The sequence below is a fragment of the Ignavibacteria bacterium genome, from assembly GCA_025612375.1.
Lineage (GTDB): Bacteria > Bacteroidota > Ignavibacteria > Ignavibacteriales > SURF-24 > JAAXKN01.
Genome location: JAAXKN010000009.1, coordinates 110,472 through 127,266, shown reverse-complemented (window position 1 = coordinate 127,266; position 16,795 = coordinate 110,472). Strand labels below are relative to the sequence as shown.

Here is a 16,795-nt window from a genome sequence, read left to right as displayed (position 1 = left end):
CTTTTTATTTACCTGCAAAAAATTCAGGGGAACTTGACTTTGCACATTTCCTGTCCTCCTCTAAGTCTTAACCTCAACCTCAACCTTTCCCATCCTCCTCCTTATGAAAGTACCTGTACACAACCTCTGCCTTTGCGCCTCCGGTAATTTTAGCCAGGTCCTCTCTTGATGCCGCTTTTACGGCATTCAGGCTTCCAAGCTCCTTAAGGAGTTTTTCCGCCGTGCCGGGACCTATGCCTTCAATTTCAAGGAGTTCAGAGGTAAAGGTTCTCTTGCTCCGCCTTAAACGGTGAAATGTAATTGCAAAGCGGTGAGCTTCATCCCTAACGTGCTGCAGAAGCTTCAGGCTTGAAGATGTCTTTGGTATTATCCAGGCATCCGACTCTCCCGGGAAGAAAACTTCCTCCAGGCGCTTTGCCAGGCCTATTATGTTATATCCCTTAAAGCCAAGGCTGTCCAGTATCTCCACGGCACTTGAAAGCTGTCCTTTCCCGCCATCCACCATAATGAGTTCCGGCAGCGGCTCATTCTCCTCTTTAAGGCGGCTGTAGCGGCGCTCAATTACTTCACGCATGCTCTCAAAGTCATTCGGGCCTTCAACATTCTTTATTATAAATTTCCTGTACTGGCTTTTCTTCGGCTTGCCGTCTTCAAAAACCACCATGCTTGCCACTGTATCGGTGCCCTGGAGGTTGGAAATGTCAAAGCATTCAATTTTCTTTGGAATTACATTCATCTTCAGATCGCGCTTCAAGGCAGCCAGAACATAAGGCACGTTGCCTTCTTTTTTCATCTTGTTAAGCTGTATCTCCTTAAGCTGAAGTATGGCATTCTGCTTGCACATCTTCATAAGCGACATGACGTCGCTGCTTATCCGGGGGACTACAAATTTAACCCTTCTTTCTGCGGCTTTCTCCAGCCACTCGGTCAGAGTTTCCAATTCCGATGGCTCGGCTTCAAGAATAATTTCATTCGGAATTTCCACGAGCTCATTGTAATAAAACTTAATTGCCGCAGAATAAACCTCGGCCGTCTCTTCAGAGCCCTCAACACTCAGCTTAAGCTGCTTTTTGCCAACAAGCTTTCCGCTTCTGATGTTAAAAATTGAACATGCCGCGTCCCGTCCTTCGTATGCAACACAAATTACATCGCGGTCCGTCATGTCTTTTGCCACAACCTTCTGTTTTGAGGAATAGATGCTGAGATGTTCAATTTTGTCCCTTATCTCGGCCGCCTTTTCGAACTGAAATGCCTCTGCTGCAGTCTGCATTTTTCCCTGCAGCTCTGAAATAAGGTCGTCTGTTTTTCCTCTTAAAACCTTTATCGCCTCGTTTACCATCTCACGGTAGGCTATCTGCGAGATTAACCCCTCGCACGGCCCGTCGCATTTTTTTATGTGGTATTCCAGGCATAGTTTTACTTTCCTCGCTTCAATTACAGCCTCATCCAGGTAAAACTTGCAGTTGCGGATCCGGAAGACCTCGTTTATCATCCGGAGCGAATTCTTCATGCTCTTGACGTCCGTATAGGGACCGAAATATTTAGAGCCGTCACGCACAACCTGCCTCGTGGGGTATATCCTCGGGAAAGGCTCGTTTGTAACCACAATATAGGGGAATGTCTTGTCGTCCTTAAGAAGAATATTATACCTTGGCGTAAGCTCCTTGATAAGGTTATTTTCAAGCACCAGGGCCTCCACCTCGGTGTCAGTTACAATAAGCTGAAGATCCTCAATCTTGCTTACAAGTGCCCTGGTCTTTGCCGAATCTATGTTTGTATGGAAATATGACTTTACGCGGTTACGCAGGTTCTTGGCCTTGCCAACATATATTACCTTCCCCTTGTCGTTCAGGAACTGATATACCCCCGGACTGGTAGGGAGGTTATTTAATTTTGTCTCTAATTCAGTGTTCATTTAAGTTTTAATTTTATACTGCGGGAAAATATTGCCCGTCATTACTATACATAAAAAATCCAATTAATGAAACCATTAATTGGATTTAAACGTAAAAAACGTCTCTCAGGTTCAAAGTACTGCGCCCGGTATTCCCGGGATGAGACTTTAATTCCTACTTCTTTAATATCGAATTTTTAGGTATAACCACAATGCCCGTTTCCGAGACAGCAAAACGCCTGCGGTCCTCTTCGGGATCAAAACCGATCTCAAAGCCTTCCGGAACGTTGACGTTCTTGTCAATAATGGCGCGCCTTATCCTTGCATGGCGCCCTATGTTGCAGTTGTTGAATATAATTGAATCCGTTATATAGGAGTAACTGTTTACTCTTACATTAGGCCCAATGATTGATCGCTCAACCAGGCCTCCTGAGACTATCGTACCGTCGCAGATAAGCGAGTTAAGGCTTCGGCCAACTCTTTCCCCCTCGTGCGAAAGCGTCTTGGCAGGCGGAAGCTGCAGCTGCAGAGTCCTTATGGGCCAGCTCGTATCGTAAAGGTTAAATTCAGGGCTTACGCTTATAAGGTCCATGCTTGCGGCAAAATAGCTGTCAATTGTCCCGATGTCTCTCCAGTATACGTCGTTTTTCTTGTTCTCATCCTGAAATTTATATGCATAAATACTGTAACCGGCTTTTATCATATATGGGAGGATGTGCTTCCCGAAATCGTTATTCGGCAGGTTCTTTTCAGACATCTCACGGAATACGTCTATTAACATCTTGGCATTAAAAACGTACATTCCCATATTAACGAAAGAGTAGCCCGGCTTGTCCGGAATTTCAGGGGGATTTTTCACCTTTTCCACAAATCCTGAAACCTTATAGTCGGCATTGATATTTATTACGCCGAAACGGCTTGCCTGTTCCTTTGGGTAATCTATGCTTGCTATCGTTACGTCACTTTTCCTGTCAATGTGATACTGCAGCATCTTCAGGTAATCCATCTTATAAATATGATCGCCCGATAAAATGAGCACCCATTTGCTGTTGTTTACTTCAATCAGGTTGATATTCTGCTCAATTGCATTTGCGGTTCCGGTGTACCAGTCTCCGCTTATTTTCCTTTGCGGAGGTATCGAATAGATAAATTCGCCCAGCTCGGGGTTGAAGATGCTCCAGGCCTCGTAAAGATGCTGATTAAGTGAATCTGATTTATACTGCGTCAGCACGTAGATCTTCCTCAAGCCTGAATTAAGACAGTTCGAAAGAGTAAAGTCGATTATCCTGTATTTACCTCCGAAGGGCACTGAAGGTTTTGAGCGCGGTTCAGTCAACGGGGCCAGCCTTTCGCCCTGTCCGCCTGCCAGTATCATCGATAGAGTATCTCTAAGTAGTGCGGAACCTGCAAACAACATAATTTTTCCTCGTTACTTTTAAATGATATATAAAAAAATTAAAAATTCCTGACTTAAGCAACCATTAAATCAAAAATTAACAATTTTTTAACCTCAGCTCTCTCTGCCTTCCTGTGAGGTGTAAACCTGAAAATTTAACTTGTCAAACTTAAATTATAGGCTTAACTTTGTCATATAACGATTCATCTTTTATTTAATATCTGTTATGACAAAATTAAAATTGAGGGCATTCCAAATATCATCTGTCATTTTTTTTAATGCACTCCTGTTTGTATCATGGACTCTACATTATGAACCGGTAAAGTCGCTTATTGCAGGAATTCCGTATCTGGAGTACTACGTAGAATACAGGATGTCGCAGCAGGATAACCTCGATTCCTATAATACACCAGCCCAGAGTAAGATCGATATCACTCATTATGATATAAATATTGAATTATTCCCTGAAAAGAAAATATTAAAAGGGGATGTAACCATATCAGGCGTACTTCTCGATAGATCGCTTGAGAGGCTTGACCTGAATTTCTATGAGAATATGGAAATAAAAAGCCTTACACTCAACGGAAAGAATTCATCCTTTGAACAGAAGGACACCAGGCTTTCTGTCCCCCTTAACGGCTTTAGAAGCGATACCTTTAATGTGAGGGTCGTCTACGAGGGCACCCCGAAAAAGCTCGGGTTCGGATCCTTTGTTTTTGATAGTTTTAACGGGCGCTCTGTTACTTACAATATGAGCGAACCCATATACGCCTCTACCTGGTACCCATGCAACGATAAGCCGGATGATAAGGCTCTGATGGATATGAGTATAACAAACGACAGCGCAAAGGTTTCAGTCTCAAACGGCCGCCTCATGGATGTAAAGACAAAAGGGGATAGAAGGACCTATCACTGGAAAACCTTTTATCCTATTACTACATACCTTATCTGCTTCTATTCGGCCGATTACCGCCATTTTGAGGAAAAGTACGTCTCGGCCTCAAAAGATTCGATGAATATCGACTATTTTGCTTTCCCGGAGCACCTGGATATGGCGCAAAACGACTTCAAAGGGCACCCTGAAATGATAAGGTTCTTCTCGGGGCTTTTCGGCGAATACCCGTTTATTAAAGAAAAATACGGCGTTGCGGAGTTCCTCTGGCAGATGGGTGCAATGGAGCACCAGACTATTACAGGCATTGGTTCAAATTTCCTGAACGGAAAACGTTTTTTTAACGAGTTTTATATTCATGAGCTGGCTCACCAGTGGTTTGGCGATGCCGTAAGCCCTGCAACGTGGAAGGATATCTGGCTTAATGAAGGCTTTGCCACCTACTGCGAGGCCCTGTTTGCAGAACATGAGTCAGGCCCATCGGCCTACAGATCCACCATGCTCCAGAAATTCCAGGACCATTTTAGCGGTACGCTCTATAATCCTCAAAGCGGGCTCTTCAGCTCCACGGTCTACGACAAGGGGGCCTGGGTGCTGCATATGCTGCGCTGGGAGATTGGCGACAGCGCTTTTTTCAGCTCTCTTAAAAAGTACTATGAAACCTATAAGTATAAAAGCGCCACAACGGGTAATTTTATAAAAGTATGCGAAAATGAATCCCATAAGGATCTTTCTTACTTCTTTAAGCAGTGGGTTTATACCGGTACCGGTAATATAAGCCTCGTTTATAACTGGGAGTCCCATGCCTCGGGGGGTAATTCCAGCATTCTTAAATTAAAAGTAAAGCAAACCCAGGAAGGATTTCAGACATTCAGGTTCCCCCTGGAGGTAAGTATTAAGACTGAAGGGTCTGATAACGAGATAAAAAAGGTTTTTTATGTAAATGAACGCCAGCAGGAATTTGAAGTTAAGCTCAGCCATCCGGTAAAGGGAATTACCATGGATCCTTCAGGCTGGCTCCTGGCCTCATTTAAGAAGGAAGAGTAAATTTTAAGCTTACTTAAGCGGGCATTTTTGCCCGTTTCTGCGTATTTTTGAAAATTAAATAATCAGTCTAAGGCGTTTTGAAAGACAGCTATCTATTTATATCGGATGTTCACCTGGGTCTCCAGTCAAAAGAGACCGAGAAAAGTAAAGAAAGACTCCTGGTTAAGTTTCTTCAGATGGCTTCGGAAGAAGCAAGAGAACTTTATATACTTGGAGATTTGTTTGATTATTGGTTCGAGTACAGGTACGTTTACCAGAAAGGCTTTTTCAGAACTCTTACTGCACTGCAGGATTTGACCGAAAGCGGCACAAAAGTGCACTATATTATTGGTAACCACGACTTCTCGCACAGGGACTTTTTTGGAACAGAAATCGGCGCCAAAATGTATGAATTACCAATAGAGCCTGTAATCGATGGGAAGCACTTCTTTCTGGCTCATGGCGACGGACTTGTAAAAAACGACCTGGGATACAAAATCCTGAAAACAGTTCTTAGAAATAAAACTGTACAAAAAATTTATTCTCTTCTGCATCCTGACCTGGGCATTGCCATTGCAAGTGCTACAAGCCGGAAAAGCCGCGATTATACTACGCAGAAGGACTATGGTGAGATCGACGGCATGTTTGAAGCCGCAAAGGAGAAAATCGATTCCGGCTTCGATTACGTTATTTTCGGGCACTCTCACAGACGTGCGCTCGAAAAGTACAATAACGGATATTATATTAATCTGGGCTCCTGGCTCTCAGGCCCATGTTACGGCCGCTTTAAAGACGGCTGCTTTTCAATAGTTGATTGGAAATAAAATGGAACAAACTTCAAATACTGATAAAAAAAAGAAACCCTCCCAATACGATAGAAAAAAAGTTATCAGAATTTCTACTATTTCTGCCATCATCTTATTCCTGGCTATAGGCGCATATATTTTTAAGGGGCTCCCTTCACTTGAAGAACTGGAAAACCCTAAGCCTGTTCTGGCCAGTAAGGTCTACGGCATTGACGGCGAACTGATTGGACAGTTTTTTATCGAAAACAGAATAGAAGTCCCGCTCGACAGTATCCCGAAACACCTCCAGAATGCTCTTATTGCTACCGAGGACAGGAAGTTCTACGATCACTGGGGAGTTGATGTTGGACGCTTCTTTAAGGCTATGGTAAAGAACGTCTTTACGCTTTCTATGCGCGAAGGTGCCTCTACAATTACACAACAGCTGGCAAAGAACCTCTATAAGCTTAAAAGTAAAAATGAAAACAAATTTGAAACCGTGATCAGGAAAATCAGGGAATGGATTACGGCCATTCAGATCGAAAAGACATACACGAAAGATGAAATTCTGGACATGTACCTGAATATCTCCTACTTCGGGCGCGGGGCATACGGAGTTGAGACGGCGGCAAATGCTTATTTTAATAAGGACGCAAAGGATCTTACTGTACCGGAATCGGCAGTACTTGTGGCGCTCCTTAAATCATCTGTCAATTACGACCCTGCAAAGCATTACGACCGCTCGCTCCAGAGGCGTAATGTTGTTATGGCAAATATGGTGGAAGCAGGCTACCTGAATGAAAATTTCTACGAAAGGTATAAAAACCTTCCGATTGCCCTTGGTAGCGAAAGGTTTGAAAGCTATCAGACAATTGCCCCTCATTTTATGGAGTATATCAGGCGGCAGATGGAAAAACTCTCCGACAAGTACGGCTATGACCTCTACCGCGACGGCCTGAACATCTATACGACAATCGACTCAAGAATGCAATTGGCAGCCAATAAGGCCGTTGCCGAGCACCTGGCAGAATACCAGCCGCTTTTTAATAAGAGCTGGAACTGGGAAAAACACAAGGATATTCTTACACAGCTGGTCGATAAGGCGATTAAAAGCAACCCGATGTACCTGGGCACAAAAGACCCTGACGAAAGAAAAATGATTTATGACAGGTTAATATCTAACCAGAGGTTTATTGATTCGGTTAAAAGAGTGGAAACATCCATACAGGTGGGCTTTGTTGCAATTGACCCTTCAAACGGCCATATCAGGGCTATGGTTGGGGGAGCCGATCCGAAGAGCCAGTACGGACTGAACCATGTTTCCGGCATTAAACGCCAGCCTGGTTCGGCCTTCAAACCCATAGTTTATGCTACGGCAATTGAAAACGGGCTTTATCCCTCGTTTCCGCTTCTTAATCAGCCGTTTACATACAATGGCTGGTCGCCCCATAACAGCGATTTTTCAACAGGCGGGTACACTACAATGAGAAGCGGCCTGGCAAATTCTCTGAACCTTATTACTGCACGCCTTATTATTGAAGGGCACGCTCCTTTAAGCCAGATAGGGAACATAGCAAAGAAGATGGGTATTCAAAGCAAGCTCGACCTTGTGCCCTCAATTGCACTCGGCACCTCGGAGGTATCGCCTCTGGAGCTGACCTCGGCATTCGGAACCCTGGCCAATAACGGCATAAATGTTTCTCCAATTTCAATCCTGGAAATCAAGGATAAAGACGGAATTCTGATAGAGAAATTCTATCCCGATAAAATTACAGAGGCCCTTTCAGCGTCTACGGCTGCAATTACCACAAGCATGATGCAGTCGGTGGTAGATTACGGTACTGGTGCCGGCGTAAGGAGATTTTTCCACAGACCCGCTGCAGGTAAAACCGGTACTACACAGGACTTCGGCGATGCCTGGTTCGTAGGCTTTACACCCCAGCTTGTTGCAGGTGTTTGGGTAGGCTTTGACGACAGAAGGGTAAGTTTTACCGGATGGTACGGACAGGGGGCAAAAGCTGCGGCTCCTATCTGGGGGCGCTTTATGGAAGGCGCTTACCAGAACGTGGATATGCCGCTGAAGTATTTCCAGCTGCCGTCGGATGTAATTTCTGTGGACTTCTGTGCTCAGACCATTTCAGAAGGGAAGCCTAAGCTGGCAACGGAATATTGCCCTGAGAAGGTTACAGACATTATTAACAAAAATGATCTTCCGGATAAATGCGATATCCACCAGGGCGGCTCTATTTCTCCGTTCTAAAGAATTTTACGCTCAGAGCGCCTCTGGGGCGCTCTGAGTATTAAAAATATTTTCAATTATAAGCAAAAATGTTTTTCAAATAACATAAAAATTGCTTAAATTTGTTCTACAAATTCTGACTGCCCGGATGGCGAAATTGGTAGACGCGCTAGGTTCAGGGTCTAGTGGGAGAACTCCCATACAGGTTCGAGTCCTGCTCCGGGCACCAAAAAGAAAGCTGCTTTCTAGTTAATAGAAGCAGCTTTTTTATTTTTTGGGTTAGCTAATTTACAATTGAAACCTAAGTCTATTTCTGCTGTTAAATTTGTAATTCTTTATGTTTATTGAAATTAAACAGGACTCATCCGAGAGATCTCTGAAATGAATAAAGACATCAGATGGATACAGCGTTTTAGTAATTTCAATAAAGCATTGGAACAGTTAAAAAAGGCTGTCGAATTAGCTAGGGAAAGGGAACTTACCAAACTTGAGGGACAGGGTCTCATCCATGCTTTTGAATTTACACATGAACTTGCCTGGAATACTTTAAAGGATTTTCTGGAGAGCAGGGGAAACCAGCCTATCTATGGCCCCAAGGATGCTTCAATGGAAGCCTTCAGGTTTGGACTAATTGAAAATGGCGATATCTGGCTTGAGATGATCCAGAGCAGGAACATGACCTCTCACACTTATGATGAAAAAACGGCCGGGCGGATAATTAGTCTCGTAGTAAATAAATACTTGAATGAATTCATTCTGCTGGAGCAGAAGTTGGGAGATTTAAGAAGTAAAGAACAGGACTCATAATGAAGTTCGGGTTAAATGAGACAACAATTGAATAATAAACTCCGTTTTGCCAGATACACTTCAGTAAAAAAAGCAATCCTGTACGGCTCAAGAGCAAAAGGAAACTTTAAGAATGGCTCCGATATTGACCTTACTCTTGAAGGAGATGAATTAGAATTAGACACACTTCTGAAGATTCTAAATGAACTGGACGAATTAGACCTGCCTTATAAAATTGACTTATCTATTTATTCTGCAATTTCAAATAACGATCTTCTTGAACACATAAACCGTGTCGGAATAACATTTTACTTACAAAAGATTTAAGTTTCCGCAAATCCTTAAATCCTACCCCTTTTTTCTTAAGTGCCTCACAATCTTGACAATGTATTTATATCTGCGTAAACTTTGTAAATTTTAATTAAAATCATTTACAAAAGGGAAAAATGTATCATCCCAGACTAAAGGGCGCTCATTATCTGATGGGCCAAAAAATGGGCAATATTTTCAGGCGCTCTAATGCAGAATTTCCTATCCGGCTGGACAAATTCCAGAGGGAATTTGGAAGAGAAAGCACAAAACTCTTAAAAGAGCATTTCCCTGAAGCCGCCGAGGAAATAAGAGGAGTTACTGATGCGGCAGGATATGACAATGAACTTTTTACTTCCTGGATGATGTGCATGGGATGCTGCATGTATAATATGGAAGAGTCTGAGAGCGTTGAAGTAAGAGGCTGTACAGCCTTTTGCTTCGTTCAAAATGGGGAGATTTATTACGCCAGGAATAACGACCTGCCGCCTTTTTTGAAAAAGGTAAGTAAGAGTGAATATTATGAACCTGAAAACAAAAACCGTTTTATACTGAATACCTCTTCGTTTATTAACGGGGAGGAGGGAATTAACGAGCACGGACTTGTAGCGGCAATGACCTTTGTAATGCCGAAGATTGAAGAGATAATGCCCGGGCTGAATTCGGTTTTCCTTGTCCGCTATATTCTGGAAAACTGCAATACGGTTGCTGAAGGAGTAAATTCCTTGAAAAATTTACCCATAGCATCAAGCTGTAACATACTTTTGGCGGACACGAGCGGGAAAATGACTGTAGTTGAATGTAACCCGTTTGAAATTAACATCAGGAATCCGGGAAAAAACAAAGCCGGCAATAACTTTATTATAACTGTAAATCAATTTTTATCTGGACAAATGAGAAAATATGATGCAGGCAATGGGAATACCTATTTTTCGGAAGAAAGATACCTGACGGCATATAACGCCCTCAAAAATGGAGAATATAACGATGCCATTGGTCATGCAAAAAATATACTGAGCGGCAGATTCGGCTTTATGTGCCAGTATGATAAGTCTCTTAATTTTGATACCGTCTGGTCCTCCATCTTTGATATTATACATAACCGGGTCTATAGAGCAGAAGGCAATCCCAAAAGCACCAGGTTCAAGGAGGACAGGAGACTTATGTGAAATTCTCAGTGTTTTATTTTTAAGCCTTAGCTACGGCGAACTGTGCTCAATGGCCCGGTTAGTCAAACTGGCAATTATAAATTATTTTTGTATATTATTTTAACAATAAAGGGGAATTTATATGTTCTGCCCTAACTGCAAAACTGAATACAGGGAAGGATTTACAAAATGCTCCGATTGCGGAGCTGACCTGGTTGAAAAACTTCCCGAAGAAAACCATGAGATAGATTCCGATATCCGTTTCGTTGAAATCCTCCGTACGCTTAACCTCGTGGACATAGCTTTTATTAAAAGCATCCTTGACAGCGAGGGGATCCACTACTTTATTAGCGGGGATATAATCCAGAACATAAACCCCATTGTCGATCCCGCCATACTTATGGTCGTGGAAGACGAAGCCGATAAAGCCCGCGAACTCTTAAAAGATGTTAATCTGAGCTATACGCGTTTTAATTTTAAGAAATAGAGATACCTCTTTTACTCCCTTATGGCAATAAAAAGCCCGGCTATTAAACCGGGCTTCATTACATCATCAGATCCCTTCTAAGTAATTACTTCAGGAAAACCATCTTCTTAACCGTTGAATAGTTAACTGTGGAAAGCTTGTAGTAGTATACTCCTGAGGCAAGATTGGTGGCGTTCCATATAATCTTGTAGTTCCCGGTCTTTAGAGTTCCTGTATGGAGCGTCTCAACCTCGCGTCCTACGGCATCGTAAACCTTCAGTGTCACGTCTGTATTTTCAGGAATTGAGAATTCAATGGTTGTTGCCGGGTTAAACGGGTTCGGGTAATTCTGCTGCAGCGAATAGGCCTGCGGAATTACGTTGTTTGTCATTTCAACACCGGTCAGTTGCAGCAGTGAAGCCTGCAGCAGTGAAACGGCATATCTGGAGTTGTGGACTCCGTTGCTCCAGTCGTTCTTGACAAAGTAGTAATCCCACATCGGTCCCAGAATCTTCGGATATCCCGGGAAGTTCTTTACGATCATGGAATCCCTTGCCATTGTAACAACTTCACCGGTTGAATCCTTCGGAAGCTTTGCCTTCAGCTGGTCGAGTAATCCCCTGATTTCCGTCTGAACACCTTCGATTTTACCGTTCTTGTCATAGTCGCTTGAAGCCTTAACGTCATCAAAGGAGCTCGTAACCGACGGGTGGCAGCCCTTGCAGGCATAAACCCTGTCTTTGCCCTGCTGATCAACCATCTTCATGTAGTGGTTTGCCTCGGCAAACCTGTTGACTGATGTATCGGGATTTGCCGCCATATGGCACGTAACGCAGGCATTCGGCATAACATTCTTGTGCGTGCCTTCACCTGTAAAGTTCTGCCCGTATTCATATCCGTTGGCGCCCAGGAACATATCCGACTGCGGGCTGTAATGCGGATAGAACCGGTCGGCAAATTTCTTCGCCTGGTTTGTCACCCTTACCTGTGAGTTCTCACGGGCATGATGGCAGTTCATGCACATGGATCCCGTTCCGGTCGGGTTCTGCGGCTTGTAGCCGTTGACAAGTGAATCAAGCGTAAGCAGCCTGACCGAGAATGTTGTATTCTTCGCCTGATGAGGATCGTGGCAGCTTGCACACGAAATCGATGGAACGTTGTCCGTAGTTGCACTGTAGCCCGGAGTTGTTTTGTTCTTGGCGAACTTTACAATTGCAGCACCGCTGTGGCACGGGTAGCAGGTTGTACGTCCGGCTTCCTCGCCGCTTAAAGGCATTGTTGCATGGTTCGACTGCCTCCAGTCGCCTCCCACCACATAGCTAGGCGGCAGGTCATGGCAAACGTTGCATACGCTGCCCTGAAGTGAAACAGCAACCTTTGTCGGATCGGCAGTCGATGCGTGGTCCTGTGCCGGACCGTGGCACTGCTCGCACCCGATGTTAGCTACTGAATCTACACTCTGGTATTGTGTCTCAAGCAGTGTCCATCTGCTCGAATCTCCCGGTGTAATATGAATTGTATCATTGACTGGTTTTCTGGGCTTGTACCATGTTGTGTCCCATCCGGTGATCTTTGCCCTGTAACCAAAGTTTCCGTTTGCCAGCGTTGAATCCCATCCCGTCGTGTGGCATTTGACGCAGTATGTACCGTATTCACCGAAGAGCTGCCCTGTGATGCCGCGCTTATACATCGTTGCATGTGCCGACTGGCTCCACTGCGGAAATTTGTCTATAGTCTTCGGAGTCTGGTGGCACGGGGCGCAGTTCTTTGTAAGTGTAATGCCTTTATATACGCTGACGAAAATGTTCTGCGTTGCCGTTTTTGAGCCGATAGTTGCGGTTATCGTATATAAGCCTCTCATATCGGCTACGAAAGAATTCCCGCTGGTTGTACCGGCCGAATCAAATGTTGCAGTTGAACCTGCAGGTTTTGCTGTCAGCGTCCATGTCACTAAAGGCGCTGTGGCTGTCGTATCGCCCCCTCGAGTTGTATCTGCCGACAGGTATACTCTCTTGCCGAGTGCTACAACGGGCAGACCCGAAGAAACGGGCCACATCTGTGTAGTTTCGGTTAGTTTTAACTGTCCGGGTGAACGGCCTTCAACTGTAATGGTTAAAGTCTGTGCGGAAATTGTCTGAAATGATAACAGGAGTAAAACGGGAACGATTGCGAAAAAAGAAATAAGTATCCTCTTCTTCACCATAATTACCTCCCCTGGAATTAGTTGTTTTAAAACCAATCTGAAGATGTGTGCTATTACTCCGAAATAAATCCCTTTTGAACTTAAAATCAATCCCATTTATCGGGTAATAAATATTATCTATCAGACTCCGTGCAAACTTTTACGGCATCAATGATGGGGAATAGATACAAAAAAGCCACGGCTAAACAAAACCGTGGCTCCTGATCAAATAATTCTTCCTCTGCTCTTACTGACGGACCTCGGACGTCGGACGTTGGACCTCTTCCTCATTCATCAGCCCTAAGACGTCAAAAAGCTTAAACGCCAGACTGATAAAAATTGAGAACACCGTTGCCAGAGCCATTCCGGCTAATGTCACAGAACCGATCTTTATCTGCGCGCCGCTAAGGCCGATTATAAGAACAAAGGCAGTCAGTATGAGATTCTTTGGCTTGCTGTAGTCTATCTTGGCCTCAACAAGCATCCTGATTCCTGAGGCTGCAATAACGCCAAATAACATGAGTGAAATTCCGCCCATTACAGGAAGTGGAATCGTCTGTATGGCAGCGGCAAACTTTCCGAAAAATGATATTACAATTGATATTACTGCCGCGCCGCCAATTACCCATACGCTGTAAACTCTTGTTATGGCCAGAACCCCTATGTTTTCTCCGTATGTGGTCGTAGGTACAGAACCGAATAATCCTGAAATTGTCGTCGAAATCCCGTCACCCATCAGTGAACGGTGCAGACCCGGATCCTTTGCCAGGTCGCGCCCTACTATGTTCCCCGTTACAATAAGATGGCCAATGTGCTCGGCTATTACAACCAGAGAGGCCGGAATGATAACTACAATTGCAGAAACACTGAACTCTGGTGTGTAAAAAGTCGGCAGCGCAAACCACGATGCTCCACTGATGGCAGAGAAGTTTACAACTCCCATTAAAAGTGAAAGGACATAACCGAATACAACTCCTATCAGTATAGGAATTATTTTCAGGAATCCCCTGAACAGAATTGATCCTAAAATTACCACTGCAAGAGTGCTTATGGAAACCGTTACGGCCTTCGGATCCAGAGGCTGATTGTTCTTCGATATCAGACCCGCCATGTTAGCCGCAACCGGTGCCAGCTCAAGTCCTATTATAGCTACAATTGCCCCCATTGCAGCAGGCGGAAATACTACGTGAATCCATCCGGTACCCAAATACCTGAACAAAATTGCTACCGTAATAAATACAAGCCCTGAAACAATAAATCCGCTTAAGGCCTGCTGATAGTTCCCCCCGGAGATGACAAGAAATACGGGGGAAATGAACGCAAAACTTGACCCCAGAAAGGCAGGTATCTTACCTTTTGTTATAAAAATGTATAACAGCGTGCCTATTCCGTTCATTAGAAGAACTGTAGCAGGATTGATCTTAAAAAGTATTGGAACCAGAACCGATGCCCCGAACATTGCAAATAAATGCTGGAAGCTTAATGGAATGCTTTCGGCCACCGGGGGCCTTTCGTTTACATCAATAACACGGGTTGCCATTTTACTCCTTCTTAAAATTCGAAAATGCTTTTACTAAAAAAAGGTTCATAAAAAAAGGGCACAAGGCCCTTTTTATAATCTATAACCGTCAATTACCTCTGTGCCAATACGAGGGCAACAATTGCAAATATATCAATTACTATCAGCATAGGGGAAACTTCATTACGCTTACCCAGAGCCAGCTTAATTACCGTCCAGGATAGAAATCCCCATATTATGCCCTCCGTAATTGAATAAGTAAATGGAATCAGTACGAGAGCTAAAAATGCCGGTATCGCGTCGTCAAACTGCGACCAGTTTATCTTTAGAACCGGCTTCATCATAAATACACCTACCAGCACAAGGGCAGGGGAGGTGGCAATTGAAGGGACAATGGACAAAAGCGGTGAAATGAACATAAAGGGAATGAACAATAGCCCTGCTGTAAGAGCTGTCATTCCTGTCCTTCCGCCTTCCTCGACACCTGTAGCCGATTCGATGTACGCCGTGCCTGCGCTGCTGCCTACCAAACCTGCACCCGCAGTTGCAACTGCATCAACTATAAGTGACTGCTTTACATTCCTCGGTTCGCCTTTTTCGTCCAGAAGGTCGGCTGCCTCGGCAACACCAACAAATGTCGAAAGGCTGTCAAACATATCTGTAAAAAGAAATGCAAAAGCAATAGGCCAGATCGAGAGCTGAAGAGAGCCTAAAAGATCCAGCTTGCCTATGAGACTGAAGTCCGGCGCGGAGAAAAGACCCTTCCAGGTTACAAGTGTCGGAACCCCGAAGTTAATGGCCGAGGCATCCCCGTAAAACCTGCCTATCGGTATGGCAAAAACTGTAGTTAGAATAATACCGAAGATAAGAGCGCCTTTGACGCGCTTAATTACAAGTACCGATGTTAAAAGAAGTCCAATAAGAAATGTTATTGTAACCGCATCCAGGTGCCCTATTCCCACAATGGTTGCGGGGTTGGATACTATGAACTTTGCGTTTACAAAACCAATAAGCGCAATAAATAGCCCTATTCCCGCTGAAACAGCGTAACGTATCTGCTTCGGAATCGCTTTTACTATAAATGTACGTATATTAAATATTGAAAGAAGCATAAATGCCACACCGGCCCAGAAAACCGCTCCCAGTGCAGTTTCCCACCTGACACCCATGCCCAGAACAACTGAAAACGTGAAAAATGCGTTTAATCCCATGCCCGGCGCCACAAGTATCGGGTTTTTGGCATATATACCCATCATTATTGTACAGAATGCGGAAACCAGTACGGTTGCCGTAAGCACTGCACTGAATGACATCCCGGTCTTGCTTAAAATCGCTGGATTCACTACAATTATATACATCGCTGCAAGAAATGTAGTTGCTCCGGCAAGAATCTCCGTCTTCAGGTCTGTTTTATTTTTCCCGAACTCAAAAAATTGACTTAACATGTTATTCCCCGGATTTGATTAGTTAAAATGTCCACTTTGCTGCAATAGTCGGATTTACCTGAACACTCGATTTGCCAGGTATAAAGTTATTGCTTATTTCAACTTCACTTCCTACTGCAAGGTGATTTACTAAATTAAACCATATCTGGGGCTCTGTAAGCAGTACAATCTGATTCTTCCCGGCCTGCTTTGTTGACCAGATATCCATAAAACCCGTAAAATTAACCCTGTTGTCGAAAAACGACTTGAACCATACCGTCGTCAGCTGCGCGTTTGCCTTCGATTCCGACAGATAATCTGCGCGGTATAAAAGATCTGTGTTCAAAGTAACAAAACCTAAATCTATCGGATAGCTGAATCCACCCAGCCATACGGGCCCGAGCGGGAAATCCATATTCAGGTCTTTATTGTAAACTAATCCGTCATTATACTGAACCGTGGCAGATAAACCTTTTACAAAGGGAAGGTTTACGTAACGGGCAATTTCCATATATCCCAGCGAGGCGCTTTTATTGCCGCCGCGGTTGTAATCCATATCAATAAATAAAAATGTGGAACCATATTCGTCAGGCTTAAACATTTCGAGCGTAGATGTGAAATAGTGCCTGTCTTTTCCCATATCATAATGCAGCTGTAAATTCTGAGCCATGAGTGAACCTGATAAAAAGAACATCAGTATAAATAAGTACTTTTTCATGTAAGATTTCT

General features: G+C 43.9%; 13 protein-coding genes and 1 tRNA gene. 8 read left to right on the top strand and 6 right to left on the bottom strand.

What is annotated here, in order from left to right:
- Positions 1-79: 79 nt before the first annotated feature.
- Together HF312_08650 and glgC are read right to left on the bottom strand one after the other, a co-directional pair.
- Complete coding sequence (locus HF312_08650; GenBank protein MCU7520270.1) at positions 80-1,915, bottom strand: excinuclease ABC subunit C; 1,836 nt, start codon at positions 1,913-1,915, stop codon at positions 80-82.
- A 154-nt stretch (positions 1,916-2,069) separates the two neighbouring features.
- On the bottom strand, positions 2,070-3,311 hold the full coding sequence (glgC, locus tag HF312_08645; GenBank protein ID MCU7520269.1) for a glucose-1-phosphate adenylyltransferase: 1,242 nt from the start codon (positions 3,309-3,311) through the stop codon (positions 2,070-2,072).
- Positions 3,312-3,516: 205 nt separating this feature from the next.
- Here glgC and HF312_08640 point away from each other — a divergent pair, with 205 nt between their 5' ends.
- From HF312_08640 to HF312_08605, 8 genes are all read left to right on the top strand, one after another.
- Entirely contained in the window at positions 3,517-5,229 is a 1,713-nt protein-coding gene (locus HF312_08640) for a M1 family metallopeptidase (GenBank protein ID MCU7520268.1), read from the top strand.
- Between the two features lie 77 nt (positions 5,230-5,306).
- Entirely contained in the window at positions 5,307-6,032 is a 726-nt protein-coding gene (locus HF312_08635) for a UDP-2,3-diacylglucosamine diphosphatase (protein MCU7520267.1), read from the top strand.
- Position 6,033: 1 nt separating this feature from the next.
- Positions 6,034-8,253 carry a PBP1A family penicillin-binding protein gene (locus tag HF312_08630; GenBank protein MCU7520266.1) on the top strand — a complete coding sequence of 740 codons (2,220 nt, stop codon included), beginning with the start codon at positions 6,034-6,036 and terminating at the stop codon, positions 8,251-8,253.
- A gap of 121 nt (positions 8,254-8,374) precedes the next feature.
- A tRNA-Leu gene (locus tag HF312_08625) sits at positions 8,375-8,461 on the top strand.
- Between the two features lie 152 nt (positions 8,462-8,613).
- A complete protein-coding gene (locus tag HF312_08620) occupies positions 8,614-9,039 on the top strand; it encodes a nucleotidyltransferase (protein MCU7520265.1) in 426 nt (141 codons plus the stop codon).
- A gap of 15 nt (positions 9,040-9,054) precedes the next feature.
- Complete coding sequence (locus HF312_08615) at positions 9,055-9,345, top strand: nucleotidyltransferase domain-containing protein (protein MCU7520264.1); 291 nt, start codon at positions 9,055-9,057, stop codon at positions 9,343-9,345.
- A gap of 119 nt (positions 9,346-9,464) precedes the next feature.
- Positions 9,465-10,496 carry an acyl-CoA--6-aminopenicillanic acid acyl-transferase gene (locus HF312_08610; GenBank protein MCU7520263.1) on the top strand — a complete coding sequence of 344 codons (1,032 nt, stop codon included), beginning with the start codon at positions 9,465-9,467 and terminating at the stop codon, positions 10,494-10,496.
- 121 nt (positions 10,497-10,617) lie between these two features.
- Positions 10,618-10,962, top strand: a complete 345-nt coding sequence (locus HF312_08605; protein ID MCU7520262.1) for a hypothetical protein — start codon at positions 10,618-10,620, stop codon at positions 10,960-10,962.
- Between the two features lie 85 nt (positions 10,963-11,047).
- Here the strand turns inward: HF312_08605 and HF312_08600 are convergent, their stop codons facing one another.
- From HF312_08600 to HF312_08585, 4 genes are all read right to left on the bottom strand, one after another.
- Positions 11,048-13,144, bottom strand: coding sequence for a T9SS type A sorting domain-containing protein (locus HF312_08600; GenBank protein MCU7520261.1), 2,097 nt, complete (start codon positions 13,142-13,144; stop codon positions 11,048-11,050).
- A 226-nt stretch (positions 13,145-13,370) separates the two neighbouring features.
- Positions 13,371-14,663 carry a uracil permease gene (uraA, locus tag HF312_08595; protein ID MCU7520260.1) on the bottom strand — a complete coding sequence of 431 codons (1,293 nt, stop codon included), beginning with the start codon at positions 14,661-14,663 and terminating at the stop codon, positions 13,371-13,373.
- 92 nt (positions 14,664-14,755) lie between these two features.
- Positions 14,756-16,087 (bottom strand): NCS2 family permease, encoded by a 1,332-nt coding sequence (locus tag HF312_08590; protein MCU7520259.1) that lies wholly within the window; start codon positions 16,085-16,087, stop codon positions 14,756-14,758.
- Between the two features lie 22 nt (positions 16,088-16,109).
- Positions 16,110-16,784 carry a DUF5020 family protein gene (locus HF312_08585; GenBank protein ID MCU7520258.1) on the bottom strand — a complete coding sequence of 225 codons (675 nt, stop codon included), beginning with the start codon at positions 16,782-16,784 and terminating at the stop codon, positions 16,110-16,112.
- Positions 16,785-16,795 lie beyond the last annotated feature (11 nt).